The sequence below is a fragment of the Melioribacteraceae bacterium 4301-Me genome (assembly GCA_041538185.1).
GTDB lineage: Bacteria > Bacteroidota > Ignavibacteria > Ignavibacteriales > Melioribacteraceae > Pyranulibacter > Pyranulibacter aquaticus.
Genome location: JBGORM010000002.1, coordinates 320,105 through 344,680 on the forward strand (window position 1 = coordinate 320,105; position 24,576 = coordinate 344,680).

Sequence of the window (24,576 nt, forward strand, 5' to 3'; positions counted from 1 at the left end):
AAATTGAATAATGGTTTTTTAACTTTTTTAGAAAATAACGCAATTTATATCGTTCTTTTTATTGTGCTTGTTGTATGGTTCGGTATTTTTCTTTTTATGCTGAATACTGATAAACGATTGAAAGAAATTGAAAAAGAACTAAAGGAGAAATAATACCATGAAAAATAAATATTTATTTGGTGGAGCAATTATTGTTATCTTTCTTGCCATAATGATTTATTTGTTTACACAAACTAATATACAATACGAAACAAATTTTGATAAAGTTATGGCTTCATCAAAAACTGTTAAAGCTACTGGAAGCTGGGTAAAAGAAAAAAGCTATCAAATTGATAAAGCTAATAATCTTTTTACTTTTTATATGAAGGACCAAAATGGTAGGATAATGAAAATAGTTTATCATGGCACAATCCCAAATAATTTTGAATCTTCTACAAGTGTTGTTGTTACAGGTAAATATGCCAACGGCTATTTTAATGCTACAGATATTTTAACTAAATGTCCTTCTAAATATCAAGAGCAGACAGCTCAAAATGTCGGCTCTTAACAGTTAGAAAAGGAGCAATTATGATTGGCAATATATTACTTACAACAGCACTAATCTCCGCTGTTTTTACAATTATAATGTATTACCTAACTTACAAAGGTTATGAAAATACACTTGGATTGGCAAGAATTGGCTATCATGCAACTGCAGTTATGGTGATTGCCGCTGCTGTTATTTTGCTTCACGCTATTCTTACTCATCAATACCAATACAAATATGTGTTTGATTATAGTGGGTCGGGGTTGCCTACTGGACTTCTAATATCTACTTTTTATGCTGGACAGGAAGGAAGTTTTATGCTTTGGACCCTGTGGTCTGTGATTATAGGTTTAATCTTGCTTGATTACACAGCTAAAAGAGGTGACCTTGAACCAAGAGTTATGATGGTCTTTACTTTGGCTATTGCAGCTTTGTTAATAATGGTAAGTCCATTACTAAAATCGCCGTTCCACTATATTTGGTCCCAAACGGATTTCTTGGACATAAAATACTTGAACCCTTCTTACCTTACCCTGCCATCTTTGCAAAACTACCTTTTCTCGGACCCTAACTCTAATAGACATTTTTTCCAAATAAGTAAAGACTCATACGCTGCCTTACTCTCGAGTGGTATTACAATAAATGATTTTATAATTCAAGGCAAAGGATTAAATCCATTACTTCAGAATTTTTGGATGCAGATACATCCACCCATGTTATTTATTGGCTTTTCAATGTCAGCTGTTCCTTTCTCTTTTGCTCTGGCAGCATTAATGAAAAACGATTATAAAGAATGGGTAAAACAATCTTTACCTTGGGTTCTGGCAGGAAGTATGGTTTTGGGCCTGGCAATTATGTTAGGCGGTTACTGGGCTTATGGAGTTTTAGGCTGGGGAGGATATTGGGGATGGGACCCAGTTGAAAATTCTAGCCTTGTGCCATGGCTTGTTTCCGTAGCTTCAATTCATACTATGCTTGTGCAGAAAAAAGCACAAGATAGTAATGGTGGCAGCAGATTCGTTAAAACAAACCTTATACTGTCAATTATGATTTTTGTACTGGTACTTTATAGCACCTTTTTAACTAGAAGTGGAATTTTAGGCGATGCCTCTGTGCATTCATTTGTTGACCCTGGTATGACTGTATATCTTTTCTTGATTTTGTTACTCGCATTTTTTGCTATACTTGGTTTCGGTTTTATTATATATAGATGGAAATATTTGACAGAACATTTTAGTTACGAAGAAAATATTCTCTCACGTGAACTTGCACTTTTTACAGGCTCAGTTGCTTTAATTGCTTCGGCTATTATTATTCTTGTAGGTACTTCTTCTCCAATTTTTGGACAAACAGTTCAGCTTAGTTTTTACAGCGATTTAAATCTTCCTTTGGCAATTATAATTGCGATAATAAACGGATTGAGTTTATTACTAAAATGGAAGACCACTGATGGTAAAGATTTGCTAAATAAATCAAAATTTTCACTCGCTTCTGCCTTTGTTCTTACAATATTAATTATTGTTTTTGGCGGTGTTCATGAGTTGATGATGATTTTATTAACGTTTTCTTCTGCTTTTGCTTTATTTGTTAATCTTGAGATTATTGTTAAAGTTTTTAAGGGCAGAAAGAACCATTTGGGTGCTTACGTGGCTCATACTGGACTTGCTTTATTTTTACTAGGAGTTATTGCTACTGCCGGTTATTCCAAAGAACAGCAGGTAGAATTAGTAAAAGGACAAAAGACAAAAGCTTTGGGATACGAACTAACTTTTAATGGCTATAAACCAATTGAAAATGGAACTAAATATGCATTTGATATTGAAGTCTCTAAAGGAAATAGTTCTAAAATTGTTTCTCCTGTAATGTATATATCCGATTTTAATAATAGTCTGATGAGAGAGCCCGATATTTTGGAAGGTCTTGCAAAAGATTTTTATGTTGAACCATTAAGTTATTCTGACGGTTCGGAAAATAGTTCTTCAAATGGTAAGAAAATTACGCTCAAAAAAGGAGAATCATATAACTATAGTGAAATGGTACTTACATTTCAATCATTTAAGCTTCCTAAAGATGCTATGGCTGCTATGGCAAGCGGTTCTAAATTTACTATCACTGCTGAAATTAATGTGAAAGATAATGATAAAGAGTTTCTGCTGGAACCAGGAATAGAAATGGAAAATGGTCAGAGAAAGTCAGTTCCAGCTATGTCTAAGGAAATTAATTTGAGAATTGAGCTTACTAATATAAACGCTAATTCGGGACAAGCTGAATTGGTTATATCTAAACTAGATGGCGACAATAATCAACCGGCTTCTCCAAAAGAGGTTTTAACTATAAATGCCAGTATAAAGCCATTTATTAGCTTGGTGTGGGCAGGTGTATTGATAATGGCCTTTGGATTTATTGTTTCTGCTTCAAGAAGAGCTAAGGAGTCAACTTTATAAAAAATTTATTGAGCTCATTAATAAGATATAATCTCGTTGCTTTCTTGTTAGCATTAGTTTTTACTCGATAATCTCAATGGTTGTATCTTTTCAAAATTATCAAAACCCTACACAAGCAATGTTTGAATAAAAAGTGTTTCCTTTCTAAATATCAAACAGGCTATAATAAACTTTCTTACTTTTTTATACGATAATAAAGTGTGTGAAATAATGAGGTAGGGAAAATGATAACAACATTAATTATTGAGGACGATAAAAAGTTCAGAGTCTTATTTAAAAGATTGTTAGAAAGAAAATTCAATTGCGAGATAGTTGAAGTCGAAAGCGTAAAACAAGCTATTGAATTAATCTCAAACACTAAGCCTAACATTATTTTTTTGGACCTAAATTTACCTGAAATGAATGGCAATGTTCTGATCGAAAAATGTAAAGAATTAGATTGCAATATTCCTGTCGTTGTTATTTCTAATAATGATGAAAGAGAAACTGTTGAGAAAATTATTCGAATGGGAGTTGCTGATTATATTTTAAAAACAAAATTTGTAACGCAAATGGAGGATAGAATAGAGCAAATTTTTAAAAAAACAGGAATAATTAAAAGAAGGTTGGGATATACAATAGAATTCTAATTTTACCTGTTGTAAAATGGATTTTCTCTACATTCATTGAAATAAGGGCGGTAGTTTTCATTACTTTCCATCTCTTGAATCCACCCATTATGTAATCCATATTTTTCCATTAATCCAATCGCTTTCTCGTATTCAGAAGCACGAATTGGTCTGTCAATCAAAATATCTTTATACGCTTTGTTGGTTGGATAATACTGCGACATAAGTGAAACATGAACATTTGGGCTTAATTTTTCTGCAATAAATTTAAATACTTTTTCAGACTCAGCTAATCCGTTCGGTAAAACGAGATGTCTTATTATTAACCCTCTTACAACAATGCCGTCTTCATAAACAAGCTCGTCTCCAACTTGATTATACATTTCTTTAATGGCTGCTGCAGTATATTCGAAATAATTATCTACCTTTGAATATGTTTTAGCATATTCATTGTTCCCGTACTTAAAGTCTGGTAGATAAATATCGATAATTCCGTCATAAAGTTTTAATATTTCAACCGAATCATAACCATTTGTATTGTATATAATTGGCAGTCTTAAGCCTTTTTGAACAGCAAGATAAATGCTTTTTAAGATTTGTGCAGAAAAATGAGTGGGCGACACTAAACCAATATTATGACAATTTCTGTTTTGAAGCTCAATCATAATATCAGCAAGTCGCTCAAAGCTTACTTCATTTTTTCGTTCTTCTTTCCAATTTTGACTTATTTCGTAATTTTGACAAAACATGCAGCGTAAATTACAATTACCAAAAAAAATGTTCCCCGCACCTCGAGTTCCGCTTAATACAGGTTCCTCACCAAAATGAGGAGTATATGATGAAACAATTGGCAGATAGCCGCTTAAACATTTGCCTAATTCATTTTCTTTCCTGTTTGTTAAGCAGGTTCTCGGACAGCATCGGCACGAGTTTAAAATTGAATCGGCATATTCTACTCTTCTTTTGAACTCACCGCTTTCAAATAATTTTATGTATGGTGGAACGTAATTCATTTGTAATTTTTTTTTTCTTCAAAAATAAAAAATTTTTTGTTGTGGTTCTTTTTGCTACAAAATGCAGTAAACTCAATGTGAAATTTTTATGACGGTAATCATTATTTTTCTAAAAGAGGTTTTAAATAGTGATTTAGAACACTAATAAGAACATGAAAGGTTGACTACAGTAAACAAGAATTTTATAATTGGCCATCAACAAAAAATAAAAAAATGGGGGAAGTCATGTACAAAAAAATAATTGTATCAAAATTATTTTTATTTGCTGCGGCTTTTAGTCTTACCATTCTACTTGCTTTTTGCTCGAAGGATGAGAATCCAATTGATTCAAATCAACAGTATTCACAAATAGATGGAAGACTAACAGGCGGTTCTGGTTTTAATAAACTGCTGAAAAATTCTTCGGCTGAAGGCATAGAAGGTGCTACTGTTACTGTCTATAAAGTTGAAGCTGACGGCAGTTTAAATTCGGTTTCTAACGGAACGGTTCAAACAGATGCACAAGGTAATTTTTCTATTCAAACAACTGCTAATGCTGAAAGCAACTTGCTTGTTGAATGTGTTAAAGGGAGCTCAAAATGGCAAGCAATTGTAAGCGGCGAGGTTAAGTATGGTCAGACTACTCATTGTCCTCCAATTAATGATGAGACTACCGAAGAAGCTAAAACATATTCACGAGTTAAGTCTGAAGGAAAGTCCTCTACTGTTACATATTCTGACATCAGAATGATTATAAACGCACAGCTTGCACAACAAATAAAGGCCGATGAATCCATAAGGGCACAAGTAATTTCAGCGCTGGAAACGGCTGCAAATGCACGACTATCTTATTTATTAAGCAGCGATGTTAGTGCATCTTCTTCACAATTACAAGCTGTTGTAAATGCAGATGCCCAAGCACAGGTAAATTATGATAATGATCTTTACGTTAGTAACGACTCTCAAGCCAGCGCAGAGGTTGCATATTCTAATTATTGCAATACAATGATTAGTGCTTATACTAATACTGGATTGAAAGTAGAATCCGCTGCCAAAGCAATTCAAATAGCTGCTAAGGCTTTTGTTAAAGCTATGGTTAGTGCAAATTCTCAGACTAAATCAGCTTGTGAACAAAGTTCAGCTAAAATTTCAGCCTATTTTATTGCTAAAGCTTTAGAAGAGAACTTTAAAGCAATGGGTGCAACTCAAGCTCAAATTAATGCCGTTATTACTGCTGGTGCTGCTTTAAAATCCACTATTGTAACATCAACTACTGAAAGTGAAAGAGCTAATGCATTTGTGAAATATCATGATGATGTTCTAGTTCAGCTTAAGGCGGCAATGAATTCTTATGCACAGGCAATTACTACCGCTGACTCAGCAATTAATTCCGCTGCGGGTGCTAAAGCTATCTTAATTTCATCACTTAATGTTGCAGCCTCTCCAGCTCTTATTGTGCAGGCTTACTTAACATTTTTTGGGGCTGTTCAGACAGTAGTTCAAACTGCTTTAAGCAATGCAACTCAAGCTCAAGTAAATAGTGCAACACAAGCATTAATTTTGGCAAACATTTATTAATTATTCTGGCTGTAAAATGAGAAAGGGGTGCTGGAAAAAGGCACCCCTTTTTTATAAGTGAAAACTTGACTACTGCAAGTAGGCTCGTCTTCGCACTATAAAATGGTTTTCAATGATTCGTAGTGTGCCTTTATGGTCTTATCCATATCCTCTGAAGAGTGTGCTGTAGAGACAAACATTGCTTCGAATTGTGCTGGTGCAAGGTAAATTCCTCTTTTTAGCATTTCATGAAAATATTTGCTGTAAAGAGAAGTATCAGATTTAACAGCGGATTTATAATCAACGACAGGTTGCTCTGTGAAAAACATGCACATCATAGAACCTATGCGGTTCATTACAAAATTTTTATTTAGTTTTTTCATGTTTTCTCTGAATCCATTTTCAAGATAAGAAGATTTCTCTTCTAATTGATTATAAATTTCAGGATGATTTTTAATATAAGATAAAGCTGAATAGCCCGCGGACATAGCAAGAGGATTACCGCTAAGTGTACCGGCTTGGTAAATTGGTCCGCTAGGTGCAATCATTTCCATTATATCTTTTCTACCACCAAAAGCACCGACAGGCAATCCAGCACCTATAATTTTACCAAAAGTTGTAAGGTCAGGTTTTATTCCGAAAATTTCTTGGGCGCCACCTTTTGAAACTCTAAATCCTGTCATTACTTCGTCAAATATTAAAATTATTTTTTCCTCAGAGCATATATTCCTTAATTGTTGAAGAAATTCCTTGTCGGGAATTACAACACCCATATTTCCAGCAATCGGTTCAATAATTACTGCTGCAATTTCATTTTTATTTTTTATAATAAGTTCTTTTACAGAGTTAATGTTGTTGTAATCTGCCAATAGAGTATCGGCAGCATTTCCTTTAGTGACGCCAGGACTTGTAGGCACACCGAGCGTTAAAGCTCCGGAGCCTGCTTTAATTAAGAAGTAGTCCGCATGCCCATGATAGCATCCCTCAAATTTTATGAATTTTTCTTTTCCTGTGTATCCTCTGGCGACTCTAACTGCACTCATGGTTGCTTCAGTTCCACTGTTAACCATTCGAATCATCTCAATAGAGGGAACAAGCTCAGTAATTAATTTAGCCATTTTAACTTCTAGTTCTGTTGGTGCGCCGAAACTTGTAGAGGCTTCTATTGCTTCCAATAAAGCTGATTTTAGAAAATCTGGATTGTGACCAAAAAGATGTGGTCCCCAACTGCTTATATAATCAATATATTCATTACCGTCAACATCGAGCATTTTAGAGCCGTATCCTTTAGCTATAAAAATTGGATTACCGCCAACAGACTTAAAAGCTCTTACTGGGGAATTTACTCCGCCCGGGATATACTTTTTTGCTTCATTAAATAGTTCTTCACTTTTTTTAATGTACAATTTATCACCTTATTTATTTTGTTTTACTTAGAAATTTTGCAGCGTCTTTTGCAAAGTAAGTTAGTATCATATCTGCCCCAGCGCGTTTAATAGCAACTAAAGATTCCATCATTATTCTTTCCTCGTCAATCCAGCCCAATTTGCCGGCTGCTTTAATCATAGCATATTCACCACTTACCTGGTAAGCAGCTGTCGGCATTTGGAATTTTTCTTTCACTCTATGAATAATATCTAAATATGCACCGGCAGGTTTTACCATTATAATATCCGCACCCTCTTCAATGTCTGTTTCAGCTTCTCTCAAAGCTTCTAATGCATTGGCTACGTCCATCTGGTGCGAGCGTCTATCTCCAAAAGCTGGCGCTGATTCTGCCGCATCTCTAAATGGTCCGTAATAACCAGAGGCGTATTTTACTGCGTAACTTATAATTGGGATTGTCTCGTATCCATTTTCATCTAAAATTTTCCTTATTGCAGCAACGCGTCCATCCATCATATCTGACGGCGCAACTATATCTGCTCCAGCCTTTGCATGTGTTAGAGCTTCTTTTGCTAATAACTCAATAGTTGTATCATTTAATATATGCTCACCGTCCAAGATACCGCAATGACCATGAGAAGTATACTCACATAAACATACATCAGTAATGACGAGAAGATTTTTTACCTCTTTTTTTATAGCTCTAATTGCTCTTTGAATGATGCCATTGGGATCATAAGCTTCTGTGCCCATTTCATCTTTGTGCTCTGGAATCCCAAATAAGATTACTGCAGGTATGCCTAAGTTTACAACTTCTTTGCATTCTTCAACAATAAAGTCAATTGACATTTGATATACGCCGGGCATTGATTTTACTTCTTTCTTTACTTTATTGCCCGGAACCACAAAAAGTGGGTAGATAAAATCGTTTACTGATAATGAGGTCTCTCTTACCATTTCGCGTACGAGCGGGTTGTATCTTAGTCTTCTTAATCTTTTTATAGGGAATTGTGCCATGTTAACTCCTTCTCTGTGTCTTTGCGACTCTGCGGTAAAGATTAACCGCTGAGACGCTGAGACGCAGAGTATTTGATTTTGTTAAAAATTAATTCTGAATTTTTTATACAATCTCCCACAGAAATTCCACCTCTATAATTTCCGCTAAGTAAAATTCCTGGGTTTTCTTTTTCGAATTTGTCAAAATAATTTTCATGTTCTATATAGCCGATATTGTATTGCGGTATTGCTTTTTTCCACAGTTTATATCTTACAAAGATTGGTTCAGATGATATTTTCATTGTAGCTGAAAATTCTTTTATAACGTTTTCGATTAATTTAGATTCACTCATTTCAAATAACTGAGGTGAACGTGCGCCTCCAATAAATAGGGTAAAGGCAGCTGAGTCATCATTAGCTCTATTTTGAAATATTACTGAACTCCATATCGCACCTAAATAAGATTTTTTTTCTTTAGAAGGAATTAAATATCCAAAACCATCTAATTGTTGATTAATAAATTCTTTCTTGAAACCTAAATAAAGAACCATTACAGGAGGATAATAAATTTCATTAAGATGATTTGAAACATTTTCGTCGATATTTTTAAAAATCTCAGACGCCGCGTATGCCGGTACGGTTGAAATTACATAGTCTGAACTCAATTCTTTAGTCTCGCCGTTACTTTTGTATACCACCTTAAATCCATTTGTGGTGCGTTCTACACTTTGCACATTGCATTCGTAAAAAATGTTATTCCCCAATTTTTTTGATATTGCCAGTGGTAAAGACTGCATTCCTTTAAGAAAGGAAAACATCTTAGCGCTTTGCTTTGATTGCTCTTGTTGGTGCTTTCTTTCTTTTGCCCCCTTAATCATTCCTTTTATAAGTCCACCGTAAAGTTCTTCGAGTCGATATAATTTAGGGAAAGCAGATTTTACACTTAGTTTATTTGGGTCACCGGCAAAAACACCCGATACGAAAGGGTCAATTGCATAATCCAAGAACTCGCGTCCTAATCTTCTAATTACGAATTCTGAAACGCTTTGATAATAGCCGTCATTAGATTTTCCAATGAAAGGTTCAGTTAACAGACGAAATTTTGCTTTTGTAGAAAATAATTTTGTTGAGATGAAAGCGCCGGGTCCCATTGGTAGTGGATGAAGTTGGTTATTTTTAAGAATATAACGTTTATTTGCTTTTTCGTTTGCGTAAATAAATTCATTGAACAGACCAACTTCATCAACAAGTTTTTTAATTAAAGGAGTTGTCTCAAGTCCACTATTTGGTCCAAAGTCGATTAAGAAGCTGTTTTCTATGGAAGATTCCATTGAGCCGCCGGCAACTTTTTTTGCTTCGAGAACTGTAACATCAAAACCATCTTTGTGTAGCCAAAATGCAGTGGCTAAGCCAGAAATACCGGCACCAAGAATTACTACTTTTTTACCCATAACATAAACTGTAAAAAGTAAAAAATAAGAATCAAAAAAGTATATAAAGGATTCTTAATCATTTTGTTTATTATTTATAAATTACTTTAATCCTCTTCTTTCTAATAGTGCATCGACTTTAGGTTCGCGTCCCCTAAATTTTATGTATTGAGTCATTAAATCTTCACTTCCTGCTTTGGCGAGAATTATATTTCTAAAGGCATTAGCTGTCTTTTGGTCGAACAAATTTGTTTCCTTAAATGCTTGAAATGCATCTGCGTCTAACACAGCAGACCAAATGTAACTGTAATAACCTGCGGAGTAACCGCCGACTATATGTAAAAAGTTTGTAGACTGATAACGCGATTCAATTTCTGGAATTAGGCCAATTTTACTTAACGATTTTTTTTCGAAGGCAATTACATCCTGCTCATTAGTATCAGTTAAAGTATGCCAGTCCATATCGAGAAATGCAGCAGCTAAATATTCAACTGTTTCAAAACCCTGATTAAACAATTTTGATTTTTGGATTTTCTCAATAAGTTCTTGAGGAATGGTTTCGCCAGTTTGATAGTGCTTGGCGTATATTTTCAAAACTTCCGGTTCAAATGCCCAGTTTTCCATTATTTGCGAGGGGAACTCAACAAAGTCGCGTGGTACAAATCTTGAACCCTGATAAGTTGTATTGGCAAACAATGAATGTAATGCATGCCCAAATTCATGAAATAAAGTATTTACTTCATCGATGCTCATTAATGAAGGTTTATCTTCAGTTGGTTTGGAAAAATTGCCCACATTATAGACCAAGGGAGTAATAAAATTGCCGTCGATATTTGATTGGCTTCTTAATGAACTTGACCAAGCGCCCATTCTTTTCCCGTCCCGTGGAAAATAATCAGCGTAAAAAATTCCTATATGCTTTCCATCAGCTTCAGTAACTTCAAACACTTTTACATCTGGATGATAAACTGGTATATCATTGCGTTCAATGAACTTAATGCCGTATAGTTTAGAGGCGACTTCAAACACACCTGCTCTCACATTTTCCATCTTAAAATATGGACGAAGCATTGCTTCATCGAGGTCGTATTTTTCTTTTTTTACTTTTTCTGCATAGTACCACCAATCCCAAGGCTGCAACTTAAAATTTCCACCTTCTTTATCAATAATTTTTTGCATCTCAGCTGCTTCAGACTTTGCTTTTTCAATTGCAGGTGTCCAGATATCATTAAGAAATTTATAAACATTTTCTGGATTTTTTGCCATGTTTCTTTCCAGTACAAAATCTGCATATGTTTTATAACCAAGTAAGTTTGCTTTTTGAACGCGTAAAGAGATTATTCGCGAAAGGATTTTTTTATTGTCATATTCGTTATTATTATTTCCTCTATTAATGTAAGCTTTGAACAATTTTTCTCTTAATTGTCTTTTTTCAGAGTATTGAAGAAAAGGTATCCAACTGGGTCTTTGTAGTGTAAATACCCATTTACCCTCGTAGCCTTTTTCTTTTGCAGTCTCCGCAGCAGATTTAATTACATTCTCTGGTAATCCAGCAAGATCTTCTTTACTGTCGATTATTAAGGCAACCGCATTTGTCTCTTTAAGGTTATTTTCGTTAAACTTCAAAGTCAACATTGATAATTCTTCATTAATTTTTCTTAGAGTTTCTTTTTCTTTTTCATTAAGATTTGCGCCATTTCTAACAAAGTTTTTGTAATAATTTTCTAATAGTGTTATTTGCTCGTTAGTTAAGTTTAACGATTTTTTGTTTTCATAAATTGTTTTGATTCTATCGAAGAGTTTTTCGTTGAAATAAATGTCATCGTTATGTTTGGAAATCATCGGTGTAATTATTCTTGCTATTTTTTGTAGTTCGTCATTTGTATTGGCGCCGTTGAGTGCCTCGAAAACTCTCTGGACGCGTTCTAAAAATTTTCCACTTGTTTCAAGAGCCTCAATTGTGTTTTTAAATGTGGGCGGTTCTTGATTGTTAACAATATTATCTATTTCAGCTTTTTCTAATTTAATCCCTTCTTCTATTGCAGGTAAAAAATGTTCATGTTTAATCTCGTTAAAAGGTGGTGTTCCATAAGGTGTTTTCCATTCTACAAAAAAGGGATTATTCATGTTTTTACTCTCTTGTCCATTAATAAATGAATAAAATGTTAATAAGATTGCTGACAAATAAATAGTAAACCTCATAGCTTCTCCTGCAGTTAATTAAAATGTTTTTAAGTTATTTTATTACGAGAATTCGCCACTTCGTGGTCAGCAACGTTAATTAATGTTATTTTTAACTAAATCAGATAATGCTTCAATGAATAATTCAGAATCATTTAGACCTTTCATTACGATATAGTTTTTTATTCCCACTTTTTCAGCTATATGTCGATATTCAATATCTAATTCGTATAGGGTTTCTATGTGGTCTGAAACAAAACTAATTGGAATAACAAGTAAATACTTTTTGTCCTCAGCTGCTAATTTTTCAATCATTTTATCAGTAGATGGTTCTAACCATTTTTGAGGTCCCACTTTACTTTGAAAACAAAGATGATACTCGTGTGAATAATCTCTTAATTTCATAATTGCTTCCATTGTTTCTTTAATTTGTCTGCTGTAAGGGTCACCTTTTTTTACAAGACTTACTGGTGTTCCATGAGCACTAAAGACAAGTTGAACATTATTCTGGTCCTTCTCTGAAAACTTTGCTAAGGCTTCATCTATTCTTTGATTGATAGCAGCCAAATATTTTTCGTTTAAGTAGTACTCATTTATGTAAACAAGCTTTGTTATATCACCTTTATATTGTCTTCTCCATTCATTAAATGAAGATCCAATTGTAGTTATTGAATAATGTGGATATAGTGGCAGTAAGATAATTTTATCGAATTTTTCTTTTTCAATTAGTGAAATTGTTTCACTTGTAAGAGGCTTCCAATATCGCATAGCAATAAATACTTTTGCATCTATTCCATCACTTTTAAGTTTATCTTCAAGCATTTTTTTTTGAATTTCTGTCCATTCGTTAATTGGTGATTTACCGCCTATTAATTTATATTCTTCAGCTACTTTGGGTGCGCGAGATCTTGAAATTAGTTTTGCAAAAAGTCTTTGTCCAATTGGTATTTTAAAAATATCAGGGTCGCTAAATAAATTATAAAGAAAAGGTTCAATTGCATCTATTGAATCTGGTCCTCCTAAGTTCATTAATACAATCGCATATCGCATTAATTATTTCCCTTTCATGTATAGAATTAAACAAAAATACATAAACAAATTTACAAATTTCTTATGAAGTTTAGAGGGTATTAACATATTTGAATTTTTTGTTATGATAGAATATTAAATCTTATTAATGACTTTTGGCGCTATTAAATAATTTTATTTTTCTGTCGATAATGAAAATAAAAAAGGAGTTAATTTATGGCTTTTATTCAATGGGACGAAAAATACTCTGTCAATGTCAAAACTTTAGATAATCAACATAAGCGATTAGTAGAGTTAATTAATACGCTGCATGATTCGATGAAATTAGGTAAGGGAAAAGAATTACTGAGTTACGTTTTGGATGAACTTGTTAATTATACTGTTTACCATTTTCAAAGCGAAGAAAGATTGTTTGAAAAGTATAACTATCCAGATTCTTTAACGCATAAGTTTCAACATGATGAATTGGTACGTAAGGTACAAAAAATCAAAAGGGATTATGATGCTGGCGTAACAGTACTTCCTATGGAGGTATTAGATTTTTTGAAGGATTGGTTAGTTAGCCATATAATGGGCACAGATAAGAAGTACAAAACATTCTTTAACACAGCCGGCATTAGTTAATATTTGTTAAACTGTTCTGGAATATTTTGCTTTGTCTTCTTTTTTTTCGATGTAACCATCGAAGCACATTGCGATGTTGCGAATTAGCAATCTACCCATTTCAGTGACAGTTAATTTTCTGTTTTTAATCTCAACTAAACCATCAGCAATAAATTCAACTAATTGGTTCATACTCCATTGAAAGTATTTTTCGAATTCGATGTTGAACTTTTTATCGATTACATTAAAGTCAATTTCAAAGTCGCACATTAAACGTGTGATTACATGTCTTCTTAATAGATCGTCTTCAGTTAAGTGGAATCCTCTTTCAGTCGGTAGAATCTCGTTGTTAAGTGCATCAAAGTATTCTTTTTCTTTTTTGAAGTTTTGAGCATAAACATTTCCTATCTGACTTATGCTAGTAATTCCCATTGCGTATAGGTCTGTACCGGCATGTGTGCTGTATCCTTGAAAATTTCTGTACAGTTGTTTTTCCTTTAGTGCCAATGCAAGTTCATCAGTAGGTTTTGCAAAGTGGTCCATTCCAATAAATATATAGCCAGCTGTAGTTAATTTTTGAATGGTCATTTTTAATATTTCGAGTTTTTCTTGAGGTGCTGGTAAATCTTCGGGTTTAATTAAAGCCATATGTTTTTTAAGCCAAGGTACATGAGCATAGTTGAAAACTGCAATTCTATCTGGAGAAATGTCTATTATTGCATCAACAGTTTTAGAAAAAGATTCAACAGTTTGAAATGGTAGGCCATAAATTAAATCAAGATTGATAGAATGAAATTTTAATTCGCGTATCCAATCAACAACTTGTCTTGTCATATCTTCAGGCTGAATTCTGTTAACAGCTTTTTGAACTTTTTCGTTAAAGTCTTGAACGCCCATACTAATTCTGTTGAATCCGCCGTTTTTTAGGGCTGAGAGGTGCTCTTTAGTTAGACCGCGCGGGTCAATTTCGCAGCCTTCCTCTGCGCTTTCTCTAAAATCAAAGCTTTGGTTAATAAATGAAATTAGATCTGATATTTCATCTGGATTTAAATAAGTTGGTGTTCCGCCGCCCCAATGAAGTTGAACAACTTTACGGTCTGGCGAAATGTATGTGCGGACTAAGTCAATCTCATTCTTTAGGTATTTAATATACTCTTGAATGCGCGAACGATTTCTTGTTATAATCATATTGCAGCCGCAGAAGTAACATAAAGTATCACAGAACGGAATATGGAAGTATAGTGATAAATCAGGTGAATTTTCCGAATTGTTGGTTCTTATAATTTCATCTAAAAAATGTTCATGAGTAAAGGATTCGTTAAAATGGGGAGCTGGCGGATAGCTTGTATATCGCGGGCCAGGTCTATCATATTTTTTAATTAAGTCTAAATTTATCTCTAACATAATTTCCTCAAGTTTTTGTGTAGATTATTTCAATCTATGTGAAATCTTTTACTTTCTTTTTTTACAGTGGTTACTAAATATTTAGCGTTTTCAGGTGGAATATCGGGTGAAATGCCATGTCCAAGATTAAAAATATGGCCGTCTCCTTTTCCAAAAGATTCAAGTACTTTAATTGCTTCTTGTTTGATTTTATTTTTGTTAGCATAGAGAACCGTTGGGTCAAGATTACCCTGCAGAGCTACTTTATTGCCAATTTCTTTGCGTGCTTTTTCCAGACTAATTGTCCAGTCAATACTAATCACGTCGGCTTTTGTGTCAGCTAATTGTTTCAAATTGTTGTGTACCCCTTTAGCAAAAATAATTACAGGTTCGCTATTTCTTTTTAATTCAGAAATTATTTGAGTGATATATTGTAATGAAAATTCTTGATAATCGGTAGGTGAAAGAATTCCACCCCAAGTATCAAATATTTGAATAGCATCAGCGCCAGCTTCAATTTTAGCTGATAAATAATTTGTTACAGCTCTTGCAATTTTATCTAATAGTTGATGAGCTGTTTTAGGTTGATTGTATATAAACTTTTTAATTTCAGAAAAATTTTTAGTCCCTCCGCCTTCGACCATATAGGTTATTAATGTCCATGGCGAACCGCTAAAACCTATTAGCGGAACTTTTCCATTTAATTCTTTTTTGGTTAGTGAAATTGCATCCATAACATATTTTAAATCACTTCCAGCATCTATTTCTTTTAGATGATTAACATCATCTTTATGTCTTATTGGATTTGGAAATTGGGGTCCTTTGCCTTCGTTGATAATTAATTTCATTCCCATAGCTTCAGGAATTACAAGTATGTCTGAAAAAATTATAGCAGCGTCTACGCCTAAAATATCTACTGGTTGTATTGTTACTTCAGCAGCAAGTTCGGGAGTTTTGCACATTTTAAGGAAATCGGCTTTTGCCCTTATTTTTCTATATTGAGGCAAATATCTGCCCGCTTGCCGCATTATCCATATTGGTGTCCTTTCAGTCTTTTGTTTTTTGCATGCTTTTAAGAAGATGTCATTTTTTATTTTTTTCAATCTATCCTCAATATTAATAATTAATTTTATTTTTCATTAAAAAGGAAATATTCAATAATTGCTTTTTCCAAATCCTCCAAAGTACTTTTCTTAGGAATAATGTTCACTGTTACTTTATATTCCTTGATGGCAGTCTCTGTAGTTGGACCAATAGCTGCGACTAAGGTATTGTTAAAGTAAACAGTTGGATTGGAAAGTTCCATTAATGTTAAAAAGGCTTTGAAAGTTGATGGACTTGTAAAAATAAAAACATCTGGCTTTTGTTTTATAATAAAGTTTATAGTCTCTGTTAACTTACTTTTGTCGTTTACCTCTACATCATAAATAGGAATAGCATCAACTTTTGCACCCAGCTCATTTAATTCTTTTTTTAGGTTTTTATCTGCTATAGCAGAACAAGGTATTAAAATTCTTTTTTTAACTATGTTTTCATCTCTAAAGAGCTCAATTATTCCATTAGCAGAAAAATTATTAGGTATAAGACTTACCTTCATTCCCAAGCTTTTGCATGCATTAGATGTTTTTTTCCCAACGGCAACAATTTTACTATTAGCTAAATTAATGTTGTAGTTTTTTGAATATTCAAAAAATATTTCTGCTGCATTAGCTGATGTAAATATTAAGTAATCATAGCAAGAGAAGTTTTGTAAGGCTTTGTCCAATGCCTCATTATTTTTGAAGGGCAGTATTTTAATTGTAGGAAAGTATATTATATTTGCGCCAGCATTGGTAAGCGAAATTAGCGAATTATCACCTTCTAATTCTTTAGTGATTAGTATTGTTTTATTTTTTAATAGTTTGTTCAATTTATCTTTTCGAATAAATTTCGTTTAAGATTTCGTTAGCACCGGCATTAATGAGTGCTTGAGCTACTTTATTTCCTAGAGACTTCGGATTATTTTTACTTCCTCTCATTTTAGTCTTAAATGAAATCCTTCCGTCTGATGATCCTACAAAAGATTCAAGGAATAATCCATTGTTTTCAGTGTGGGCGAAAGCTCCAATAGGCACCTGACAACCGCCTTGTAGATTTTTCAGCAACTCTCTTTCAGCCGTAACAGCTGCGAAAGTGTTTTCATCATGAATAGGTTGAATAAGTTCTTCAGCAAACCTGTTTAAGTTTCTAATTTCGATTGCGAGCGCTCCTTGTCCAACTGCAGGTAATATTTGGTCTGTGGGAATAATTGAGGAAATATGTTTTTGTAAATTAAGCCTTTCTATACCTGCCCTTGCCAGTATTATTGCATCCCAGGTTGATTCAAAAAATCTTTTTATTCTAGTTGGAACGTTACCACGAAGTTCTTCAATTTTTAAATCCGGTCGTAAATGAAGCAATTGAGATTTTCTTCTTAGAGAACCAGTTGCAACTGTAGCATTTTCTTTAAGGTCAAAGATTGTCATACCTTTTTTTCTTGCTATTAAAACATCTTCAACGTAATGTCTTTTTGTTACAGCAGCTAATTTTAATCCCTCTGGTATTTCCGTTTGAAGATCCTTTAGGCTGTGAACGGCAATGTCAATTGAGCATTCAAGTAGTTCGTTTTCTAGTTCTTTAGTGAATAAGCCTTTATCACCAATTTTAAATAAAGCAGCTTTTTGTAGTTTATCTCCTTTGGTTTTAACAATTTTTATTTCTACAGATAAGTTTTTGTTTTTCCTTTCAAGTTCTTTTTTAACATAATTTGCTTGCCATAATGCCAGCTCACTCCCCCTTGAACCAATTATTAATTTAATTTTTCCCAATTAATTATTCCTTTTTCTCATTGTTGTTTTTAAATCCGTTTGGCTCGAATTTATCTAAGTTGAATAATTCTTTTAAAACTACTGAGTGATTAATAATTTCTTGAGTATTCATACCTTGTTCAGCTAACTCTCTTAGCTTTACTGTTGGATTATGTAATAGTCTCCCAATCATTCTTCGAGTCATATCTTCTAACTTTGCGTAATCTTCCTTAGAAATTTTATGCCTAATCTTGTTAAGTTCATCGTTGCGTATTTCTTCAAAGAATTCTCTTAGGGATTTAATCGCAGGTACAATTTCCAAAGTATTGTACCAACTAAAAAAGTTAACTAATTCTTCCATTATAATTTTATTTACAAGTGGTATTTCGTTTTTTCTTTTTTGAATGTTTTGGTCGACAATAATTTTGAGTGAATCCATATCGTGGTAGAACACATTTTCTATTTTCTTTACGTTCGGGTCAATGTCTCTTGGCACTGCGATATCCATCAAAACAACAGGAGAGTTTTTTCTTTTTTTCATCATTGATTGGATATCATCAAAATTGAGAATGAGGTTTTCAGCACTAGTAGCACTCAAAATTATATCAAAATTATGTAGGTGTTCTTTTAAATACTGAAATGGGACAATTTCACCATGGACTTTTTCAGCTAACGCTTCAGCTTTGGAAAGGGTTCTATTAGAGATGGCAAGTTTTCCAACCCCTTTATCTTTTAGATGAACAGCAGCAATTTCACCAGTTTCGCCAGCGCCAATAACGAGCGCCGACTTTTTATCTAAGTTCGAGAATATTTTTTCAATTACTTGAACCGCTGCATAACTAACTGTAACTGCACCTTCGCCAATGCTTGTCTCTTTAATTGCTCTCTTACCGGTTTTTATAGCAAAGTCGAACACCCGACGCATTATAGTGCCTGCAAAATTTAAATCTTCAGAAATTTCAAAAGCTTCTTTAACTTGAGCAAGAATTTGACTGTCGCCAATAATCATCGAATCTATACCGGTAGAAACAGAAAAAATGTGTCTTACTGCGCCGCAGGAAAAAAACTTTTCAAAATTATCAGAAGTTAATCCATCAATTTTTTTAAAGTTCAGCAGATGTTTGATTAGTAAATTATAGTCCAATAAATTTTTTTGTGGAAAGCCGAAGACTTCCGTTCGATTGCAGGTTGATAATACAAATCCCTCGCTAAAAAGTTCTTTCTTAAGTAAATGAATGAAATCAATGATTTCATTTTTACTTAAGTAAAGCGCTTCTCTTAATTCGATAGAAGCTGTTCGGTGATTTATTGTAATTCCAAATAAATTCATACCAATTCTATTACAATAGTATCAGTAAAATGAATGAAAAGTATTTGTTAAAACAGTGGTAAGCACCAGCGATATCATTGCAACAACAAACCCACTAAGGGAAAATATAATTACTTTTTTGCCATACCAGTTAGTTAAAAATTTGGCTGAAATTCCAACGCCGTAAATAATCCAGACAAACCCTGTTGATATTAGTTTGGGATCAAAATAACTAAAATTGGGAAAAGCTTGAGGCAGCCAAATTATGCCAATGATTATAGCAATTGTTAGTAGGATAAAACCAATTACAGCAGATTTAAAACTTAATTTTTCTAAAACCTCAAGACTGGGTAATCTATTAAAAATTATACCAAACTTATTCGCTTTTAAATTGTGATATAACTGAATAAACAGCAATCCATACACAGCAGAAATTGTTATTCCTGAATAACCAAGTAAAGCACTTACAACATGAAGGCCTAATAATCTGTTTCTTAGAACATCAGGTACTACATAATTATTTTCGATAAACAAAGAAGATACTGTTTGGAAGATAAAAGAGAAAAAAATTATGAAAGAGCCAGTTCCTCGAACATCGGTTAATAATTCCAAAATAAAGTAAGAAAACGCTATCGAGAAAGCTAATACAGAAAAAATTTCAAACTTGTTTGTAATGGGTGGGTGGTCATATTCTACAGTTCTGAGCAATAAAAAAACTAAATGAGTTAAAAGGGCTAAGAATAAAAAAAGTCTTTTGGAATTATATAAAAACTTTTTCTCGTTAAGAAAATCGTACCCATAGACAACAAATACTGTTAAGTAGAAAACTGGCAGTAAAATATTTAGAATAGAGATTGATTTATCCATAGCTTTTCTTTTATAATTTGCCTCTAATAGTGTGCCAATATAAAAAAAATACAAAACAAAGCTATTAAATATCCAAACGAATTTCATGGCTTAAAAGAGTACAGAATGAGCTAAAAAAACCTATGATATTTCTGATAAAAGCGATTTTTCAACAAAGTGATAAAATGACAGCTATTATTATGATTTGAGATTGCTATGATTGATAAATGGTTTATGTGATTTTCTTAGAATTGAGAGTAGGGTGATGTATTTTATAAAATTGTTGATAGGTGAATTTATAGAGCAAGTCGGGACAGCGTCCCGACTTACTAAATTACTCTTCCTCGTAAACATTTATTTGTCCGTTTATGTGACGGGTAGGATCAATAATTTTTCCTTGATTATCAACAACACCTGTATGGCAGTTACTACATTGATTTATTGTGAACTGCCTATGACCCGTAGGCGGCAGTCCATGGCATGTACCACATGCAGCTTGTGTTTTATCGACTTTGTTCCAAATTGGTGAAAAATTATTACCTTCAATTTTATCAGAAGTATAAATAAAGTTTTTGAGTCCTTCACTTAAAGTGGAATTGGCTTTTAAAAATTGGAAATTTCCATGACAGTAGGTGTTACTGCATTTAAGAGTAGAAGGATCAAAAGAAGGATTTGAATTAGCATTTTTTGCAAGCGAACCAAAAACTATTTCAGCGCCGGGAGTATTGTCAATGTGCCCTTCTGCAAAAACATTAGAGGGTACTAAATGACATTCATTACAAGCAATTTTTTTAGTTAAAACTGTATTATCCAAATGAGAAGAGTGAGCGCCTACTCCAGGGTCGCTTACGCTTGTGGAGCCATTTAAAGCTCTTGGCGGAGCAATTTTATTTGGGATGTCAAAATTACCATGACATGTATTACATGCTGCGGGTCCTTCTTCAGAGGTGTGGCATCCAGAAGTTTTACATGAAACTTTTGCAAGTCCACCAGAAAAATCATTTCCATGGCATTTTTGGCACTGAACTAAATCCCAGTTAGTAGTCATAAATAAATTTGCATGAAAGTTAGACGAGCCTTTGGTAATAAAACCGTTGCCGTGAATACTAACCTGTGGTGGAGATGTAATATCATTTTTTATGTCGCTGCATGATACGAATATTATTGAAATTGCCAGAGCGAATAGAGGATAAACTTTAAAGTATTTCATATTTAACCCAAAAATTTATTTTAGTACTTAATCAAAGATTGTTACCCCATTAAAAACACCCTCCCTTAGGTGAGGGAAGGGTGGGGCTTTTTTTACTTATGACAATATCCACAGAATCCTACCCCCTTAATTCCATTTGGTCTGGCGTTAGCATCAGTGTGACAAGTAAAGCACAATGAAGCAGAATCGCTGTGCCAATCACCATGATTATCTTTCATAAAATTTGCTGGATGAGTTTTAGGATTCGTTCCTTTTATGCCATCACTATCAGTATGGCAAACTATACAAGTCGGGTCTGCACCTTCAACATCATGGCAGGAAGCGCAATTTTCAATATCTTGTTTAGCTAAGATAGCATGCTGCCCGCCGCCAGATCCAACACCTATTGTTACAAAGTTAGATAATAAATGGGAAGTTGGTACAATTCCCTCTAATGCAAAATCACCTCCTTTAGAACTATGACATTCTGCACAGAAAGTTTCAATTTGGTGACATGTTTGGCATTCGGCGCTTTTCCCCTTGAAATCTATACCATGAGTATAAACATAATTTAAGTCATGTACTTGCGTAATTTGTTGCTGTTTGGAATCGTCAACGTATTTGTGAGGTGAATAAGGTGCGTAAAAATCTCTAGCAGCATTTTTTTCTGTAATCCTATTTGTTGACACGTGACAGCTTTCACAAAAATCATTATTGTGACACATCTGGCATTGGGCATTTGGGGAATTGGAAGCGAATTTGTGATTAGCTAAAAATGAAACTTCCTTATGGTCTTGCGGTATTAAATTTACAGTCGAAGTATGGCATGTTTCACAATTGTTAGTTGCTACAGTAGTGTTATTGTGACAAGAGTAGCAAGTAGACATAGAAGGTGTTGTTTCAGTGCTTTCAAATGCATAGTTGACCTTATCAAGACCTTTGTGACATGTAGTGCATTCGACTTTTAATTCACCAATATGAAATTTGTGATTAAAAATCACAGTTGCTGTTTTTTGAATTAGCGGTTCTTGAACATTTTCGTAGTGACACATGTTACAATTTTTTTCATCTTGAACATCATGGCATTGACCACAAGTTTCCATATCGGGTAAAAGTTTGTCACTTAGCGAAGTGCTTTCAGGTACTTTAGTGTGGCAATCTGCACAATTTACAGATGCATCTAAATGAACCTTGTGTGAAAATTTAATGATTTCTTTATTGGTTTTGCTTTTTTCTTGGACGTTACTATTTGTAGAACTGGCTGCAATAGCTAAGAATCCTATAATAATGACTGAAACGACTATGTAAAAATATTTTGGTTTCATATTTGTTTTAAAAGTTAGTATTAAACCAGTAATTAATTTTTAATAAAAGTCTAAAATCGTTTTTGTAAATCTTATTATTGAAATATTGACCTTGAACATCGAACGAGAATTGAGTAAAAGGCCTAAGATTAACTCCAGCTAAAACAGAAGTTATTGAATTGAGCGGGGAATCTTCCGATAACTTATAGCTGGTATAAGACAGTCCTAAAGAAGGTGTAATAGTGCCTTCGGCAAAAGATTTTGCTGCGTAGATTGAAATTGCATCTAACTCGCCTGCATAACCCAAATTTTTACGATAAGTCAAGCTGCCAAAACTTGAGTTGACCCCAACAGTTATACGTTGAGAGTTTTCATCTTCATACACTACATTTGCAAATTTTCCAATTAAGGTATAGGTCTTGTTTATTTTATAATCCAATCCAGCTTCCATTTCTTGAGTATTGCCATAATTAAACACAGAGAAAATAGAATTGTATCTGATTCTTGGTTCTCTGTAGTTGTAGTATAAATCGATTCCAAAATTATCCGTTGCTTGTAAACGTCCGTTAATTTCAAATTTGCTTGCTTTAGAAAAATTTAGGTCGTAATCAAATCTTGTGTTGACGTTCCACTTTCTTTCTAACTCATAAGAAGCTTCTGCCGATAAAAATTTATACTGATTTGATTTTTGTAAGATTAATATTGTAATTGGGTCTAAGTTCTCACTTAATCTAATTGTTTCATAGTCTACAGGCTTGAAATTTTTGTCAACATAACTGATGGCAAATCTAAAGTTTTGGAGTAAAGTAGTTTCAAGTTTGCCGCCTAAAATGTAATCGTTTGACAGGTCATCTGTAAATTTTAACTTTTGATAAGCAGGTACATTTCCTCCGTAATAACCTACAAGAGAGAAATTAGAATATTTTACCTGCAGATTAACCCCATCGTATACGCCGCCTGCAACAGAGTTAAATAAAGACTGTCTGCCAATTTTTAAAGTAGCTACCTTAAATAAATTTCGTGCTTCAAAATATAAATTGTAGAAACGAAGTCTTGGATCGGATATAAGTGTGTTGCCAATATTAGATTCAAAATTAAGTCTAGTTCTTAACGAAAGGTTGTCTTTATTGAAATTAAGACTCATAGTTTGATAGGACCTAACGAAAGTTTCGGAGTTATTTAGGTTATCAAACCTTTGGAATGTATAGTATGAAGAGGAAAGTATGCCGTTGATATTTTGGGAATAAATTATCAACGGCATGAGAAACAAAACAAGCAATATTTTTTTCATAGTTAAATCCAAAAAATTGGTTAACCTTTGGGAACAGGATGTTTAATTTTAGCCCACATAGTTTTGAAATCGAATTTTTTGAAAGTTGGGCTTTTTTCGTTGTGACAAGTTGTACAGAATTTTTCAATTTCTTTTTCGTCTTTCCACAGTACTAATCCAGCTTTTACAGCAGCAGCTCGGTCTTTCATTATTTTCATTGATTTGTATTCTGAACCTGGTCCGTGACAAGCTTCGCATTGAACGCCGTCTTCAATTTTAAATTTGCTGCCGAACATGGATTTATCTTTGCCAGCACCAGTGACATGGCATGATAAACATTCGGCATCTTCAACAGCCTTTTTCTTATGTAGTTTTTGTGCGATCTCATCTGCTTCTTTTGTTTGCAGCGTTTTGTATGCTTTAGCATGTGCACTTTCCTGCCAAATTTTTAATTGCTCACCTTGTTTGGCAGATTTATGACACATACCGCAGACTTGAACACCTTCATAAGTAGCTTTGGATTGAGCAAATTCTAATTGTGGAAATGTTATAAGTAAAACTGTTAAAATGAGATAAAAAATTCTGCGTGCCATTTTTCCTCCTGAATGAATGTTTATTGAAAAATCTTGTAGTTCAAAAGAACGATAAAAAGAGACATATCAATCGAAAATATAGTCTAATTATCTTAATTTGGCAAT

22 protein-coding genes are annotated in these 24,576 nt (G+C 33.6%); 6 read left to right on the forward strand and 16 right to left on the reverse strand.

Annotated elements, in window-relative coordinates:
- Window positions 1-3 precede the first annotated feature (3 nt).
- From ABRY23_04810 to ABRY23_04825, 4 genes are all read left to right on the forward strand, one after another.
- Entirely contained in the window at window positions 4-153 is a 150-nt protein-coding gene (locus tag ABRY23_04810; GenBank protein MFA3782367.1) for a CcmD family protein, read from the forward strand.
- A 4-nt stretch (window positions 154-157) separates the two neighbouring features.
- Window positions 158-547 (forward strand): cytochrome c maturation protein CcmE, encoded by a 390-nt coding sequence (locus tag ABRY23_04815; protein MFA3782368.1) that lies wholly within the window; start codon window positions 158-160, stop codon window positions 545-547.
- A 20-nt stretch (window positions 548-567) separates the two neighbouring features.
- Complete coding sequence (locus ABRY23_04820) at window positions 568-2,970, forward strand: cytochrome c-type biogenesis CcmF C-terminal domain-containing protein (protein ID MFA3782369.1); 2,403 nt, start codon at window positions 568-570, stop codon at window positions 2,968-2,970.
- A gap of 224 nt (window positions 2,971-3,194) precedes the next feature.
- Window positions 3,195-3,599 (forward strand): response regulator, encoded by a 405-nt coding sequence (locus tag ABRY23_04825; GenBank protein ID MFA3782370.1) that lies wholly within the window; start codon window positions 3,195-3,197, stop codon window positions 3,597-3,599.
- A gap of 2 nt (window positions 3,600-3,601) precedes the next feature.
- Here the strand turns inward: ABRY23_04825 and ABRY23_04830 are convergent, their stop codons facing one another.
- A complete protein-coding gene (locus ABRY23_04830) occupies window positions 3,602-4,591 on the reverse strand; it encodes a radical SAM protein (protein ID MFA3782371.1) in 990 nt (329 codons plus the stop codon).
- Between the two features lie 225 nt (window positions 4,592-4,816).
- Here ABRY23_04830 and ABRY23_04835 point away from each other — a divergent pair, with 225 nt between their 5' ends.
- Complete coding sequence (locus ABRY23_04835) at window positions 4,817-6,148, forward strand: hypothetical protein (GenBank protein ID MFA3782372.1); 1,332 nt, start codon at window positions 4,817-4,819, stop codon at window positions 6,146-6,148.
- Window positions 6,149-6,243: 95 nt separating this feature from the next.
- Here ABRY23_04835 and hemL read toward each other — a convergent pair whose 3' ends face one another.
- From hemL to hemH, 5 genes are all read right to left on the reverse strand, one after another.
- Entirely contained in the window at window positions 6,244-7,533 is a 1,290-nt protein-coding gene (hemL, locus tag ABRY23_04840; protein ID MFA3782373.1) for a glutamate-1-semialdehyde 2,1-aminomutase, read from the reverse strand.
- 13 nt (window positions 7,534-7,546) lie between these two features.
- The gene (hemB, locus tag ABRY23_04845) at window positions 7,547-8,530 is read right to left on the reverse strand and encodes a porphobilinogen synthase (protein ID MFA3782374.1); all 984 of its coding nucleotides are present in this window, start codon (window positions 8,528-8,530) and stop codon (window positions 7,547-7,549) included.
- A gap of 41 nt (window positions 8,531-8,571) precedes the next feature.
- Entirely contained in the window at window positions 8,572-9,960 is a 1,389-nt protein-coding gene (gene hemG, locus ABRY23_04850; GenBank protein MFA3782375.1) for a protoporphyrinogen oxidase, read from the reverse strand.
- 81 nt (window positions 9,961-10,041) lie between these two features.
- Window positions 10,042-12,141 (reverse strand): M3 family metallopeptidase, encoded by a 2,100-nt coding sequence (locus tag ABRY23_04855; GenBank protein ID MFA3782376.1) that lies wholly within the window; start codon window positions 12,139-12,141, stop codon window positions 10,042-10,044.
- Between the two features lie 75 nt (window positions 12,142-12,216).
- Window positions 12,217-13,170, reverse strand: coding sequence for a ferrochelatase (hemH, locus tag ABRY23_04860; GenBank protein ID MFA3782377.1), 954 nt, complete (start codon window positions 13,168-13,170; stop codon window positions 12,217-12,219).
- A gap of 195 nt (window positions 13,171-13,365) precedes the next feature.
- Here hemH and ABRY23_04865 point away from each other — a divergent pair, with 195 nt between their 5' ends.
- Window positions 13,366-13,773 carry a bacteriohemerythrin gene (locus ABRY23_04865; GenBank protein MFA3782378.1) on the forward strand — a complete coding sequence of 136 codons (408 nt, stop codon included), beginning with the start codon at window positions 13,366-13,368 and terminating at the stop codon, window positions 13,771-13,773.
- Between the two features lie 6 nt (window positions 13,774-13,779).
- Here ABRY23_04865 and hemN read toward each other — a convergent pair whose 3' ends face one another.
- The 10 genes from hemN to ABRY23_04915 all read right to left on the reverse strand — a co-directional run bounded on the left by hemN (window position 13,780) and on the right by ABRY23_04915 (window position 24,471).
- Window positions 13,780-15,156 carry an oxygen-independent coproporphyrinogen III oxidase gene (hemN, locus tag ABRY23_04870; protein MFA3782379.1) on the reverse strand — a complete coding sequence of 459 codons (1,377 nt, stop codon included), beginning with the start codon at window positions 15,154-15,156 and terminating at the stop codon, window positions 13,780-13,782.
- A gap of 29 nt (window positions 15,157-15,185) precedes the next feature.
- Entirely contained in the window at window positions 15,186-16,238 is a 1,053-nt protein-coding gene (gene hemE / locus ABRY23_04875; protein ID MFA3782380.1) for a uroporphyrinogen decarboxylase, read from the reverse strand.
- A 26-nt stretch (window positions 16,239-16,264) separates the two neighbouring features.
- Window positions 16,265-17,044 carry a uroporphyrinogen-III synthase gene (locus ABRY23_04880; protein ID MFA3782381.1) on the reverse strand — a complete coding sequence of 260 codons (780 nt, stop codon included), beginning with the start codon at window positions 17,042-17,044 and terminating at the stop codon, window positions 16,265-16,267.
- A gap of 1 nt (window position 17,045) precedes the next feature.
- Window positions 17,046-17,981 carry a hydroxymethylbilane synthase gene (gene hemC, locus ABRY23_04885; GenBank protein MFA3782382.1) on the reverse strand — a complete coding sequence of 312 codons (936 nt, stop codon included), beginning with the start codon at window positions 17,979-17,981 and terminating at the stop codon, window positions 17,046-17,048.
- Window positions 17,982-17,985: 4 nt separating this feature from the next.
- The gene (hemA, locus tag ABRY23_04890; GenBank protein MFA3782383.1) at window positions 17,986-19,290 is read right to left on the reverse strand and encodes a glutamyl-tRNA reductase; all 1,305 of its coding nucleotides are present in this window, start codon (window positions 19,288-19,290) and stop codon (window positions 17,986-17,988) included.
- Window positions 19,291-19,311: 21 nt separating this feature from the next.
- Complete coding sequence (locus ABRY23_04895; GenBank protein MFA3782384.1) at window positions 19,312-20,136, reverse strand: inner membrane protein YpjD; 825 nt, start codon at window positions 20,134-20,136, stop codon at window positions 19,312-19,314.
- Window positions 20,137-20,449: 313 nt separating this feature from the next.
- Window positions 20,450-21,325 (reverse strand): CxxxxCH/CxxCH domain-containing protein, encoded by an 876-nt coding sequence (locus ABRY23_04900; GenBank protein MFA3782385.1) that lies wholly within the window; start codon window positions 21,323-21,325, stop codon window positions 20,450-20,452.
- Window positions 21,326-21,417: 92 nt separating this feature from the next.
- Window positions 21,418-22,629, reverse strand: coding sequence for a cytochrome c3 family protein (locus ABRY23_04905; protein MFA3782386.1), 1,212 nt, complete (start codon window positions 22,627-22,629; stop codon window positions 21,418-21,420).
- A gap of 7 nt (window positions 22,630-22,636) precedes the next feature.
- Entirely contained in the window at window positions 22,637-23,899 is a 1,263-nt protein-coding gene (locus tag ABRY23_04910; GenBank protein MFA3782387.1) for a hypothetical protein, read from the reverse strand.
- Window positions 23,900-23,919: 20 nt separating this feature from the next.
- Window positions 23,920-24,471 (reverse strand): multiheme c-type cytochrome, encoded by a 552-nt coding sequence (locus ABRY23_04915; GenBank protein ID MFA3782388.1) that lies wholly within the window; start codon window positions 24,469-24,471, stop codon window positions 23,920-23,922.
- Window positions 24,472-24,576 lie beyond the last annotated feature (105 nt).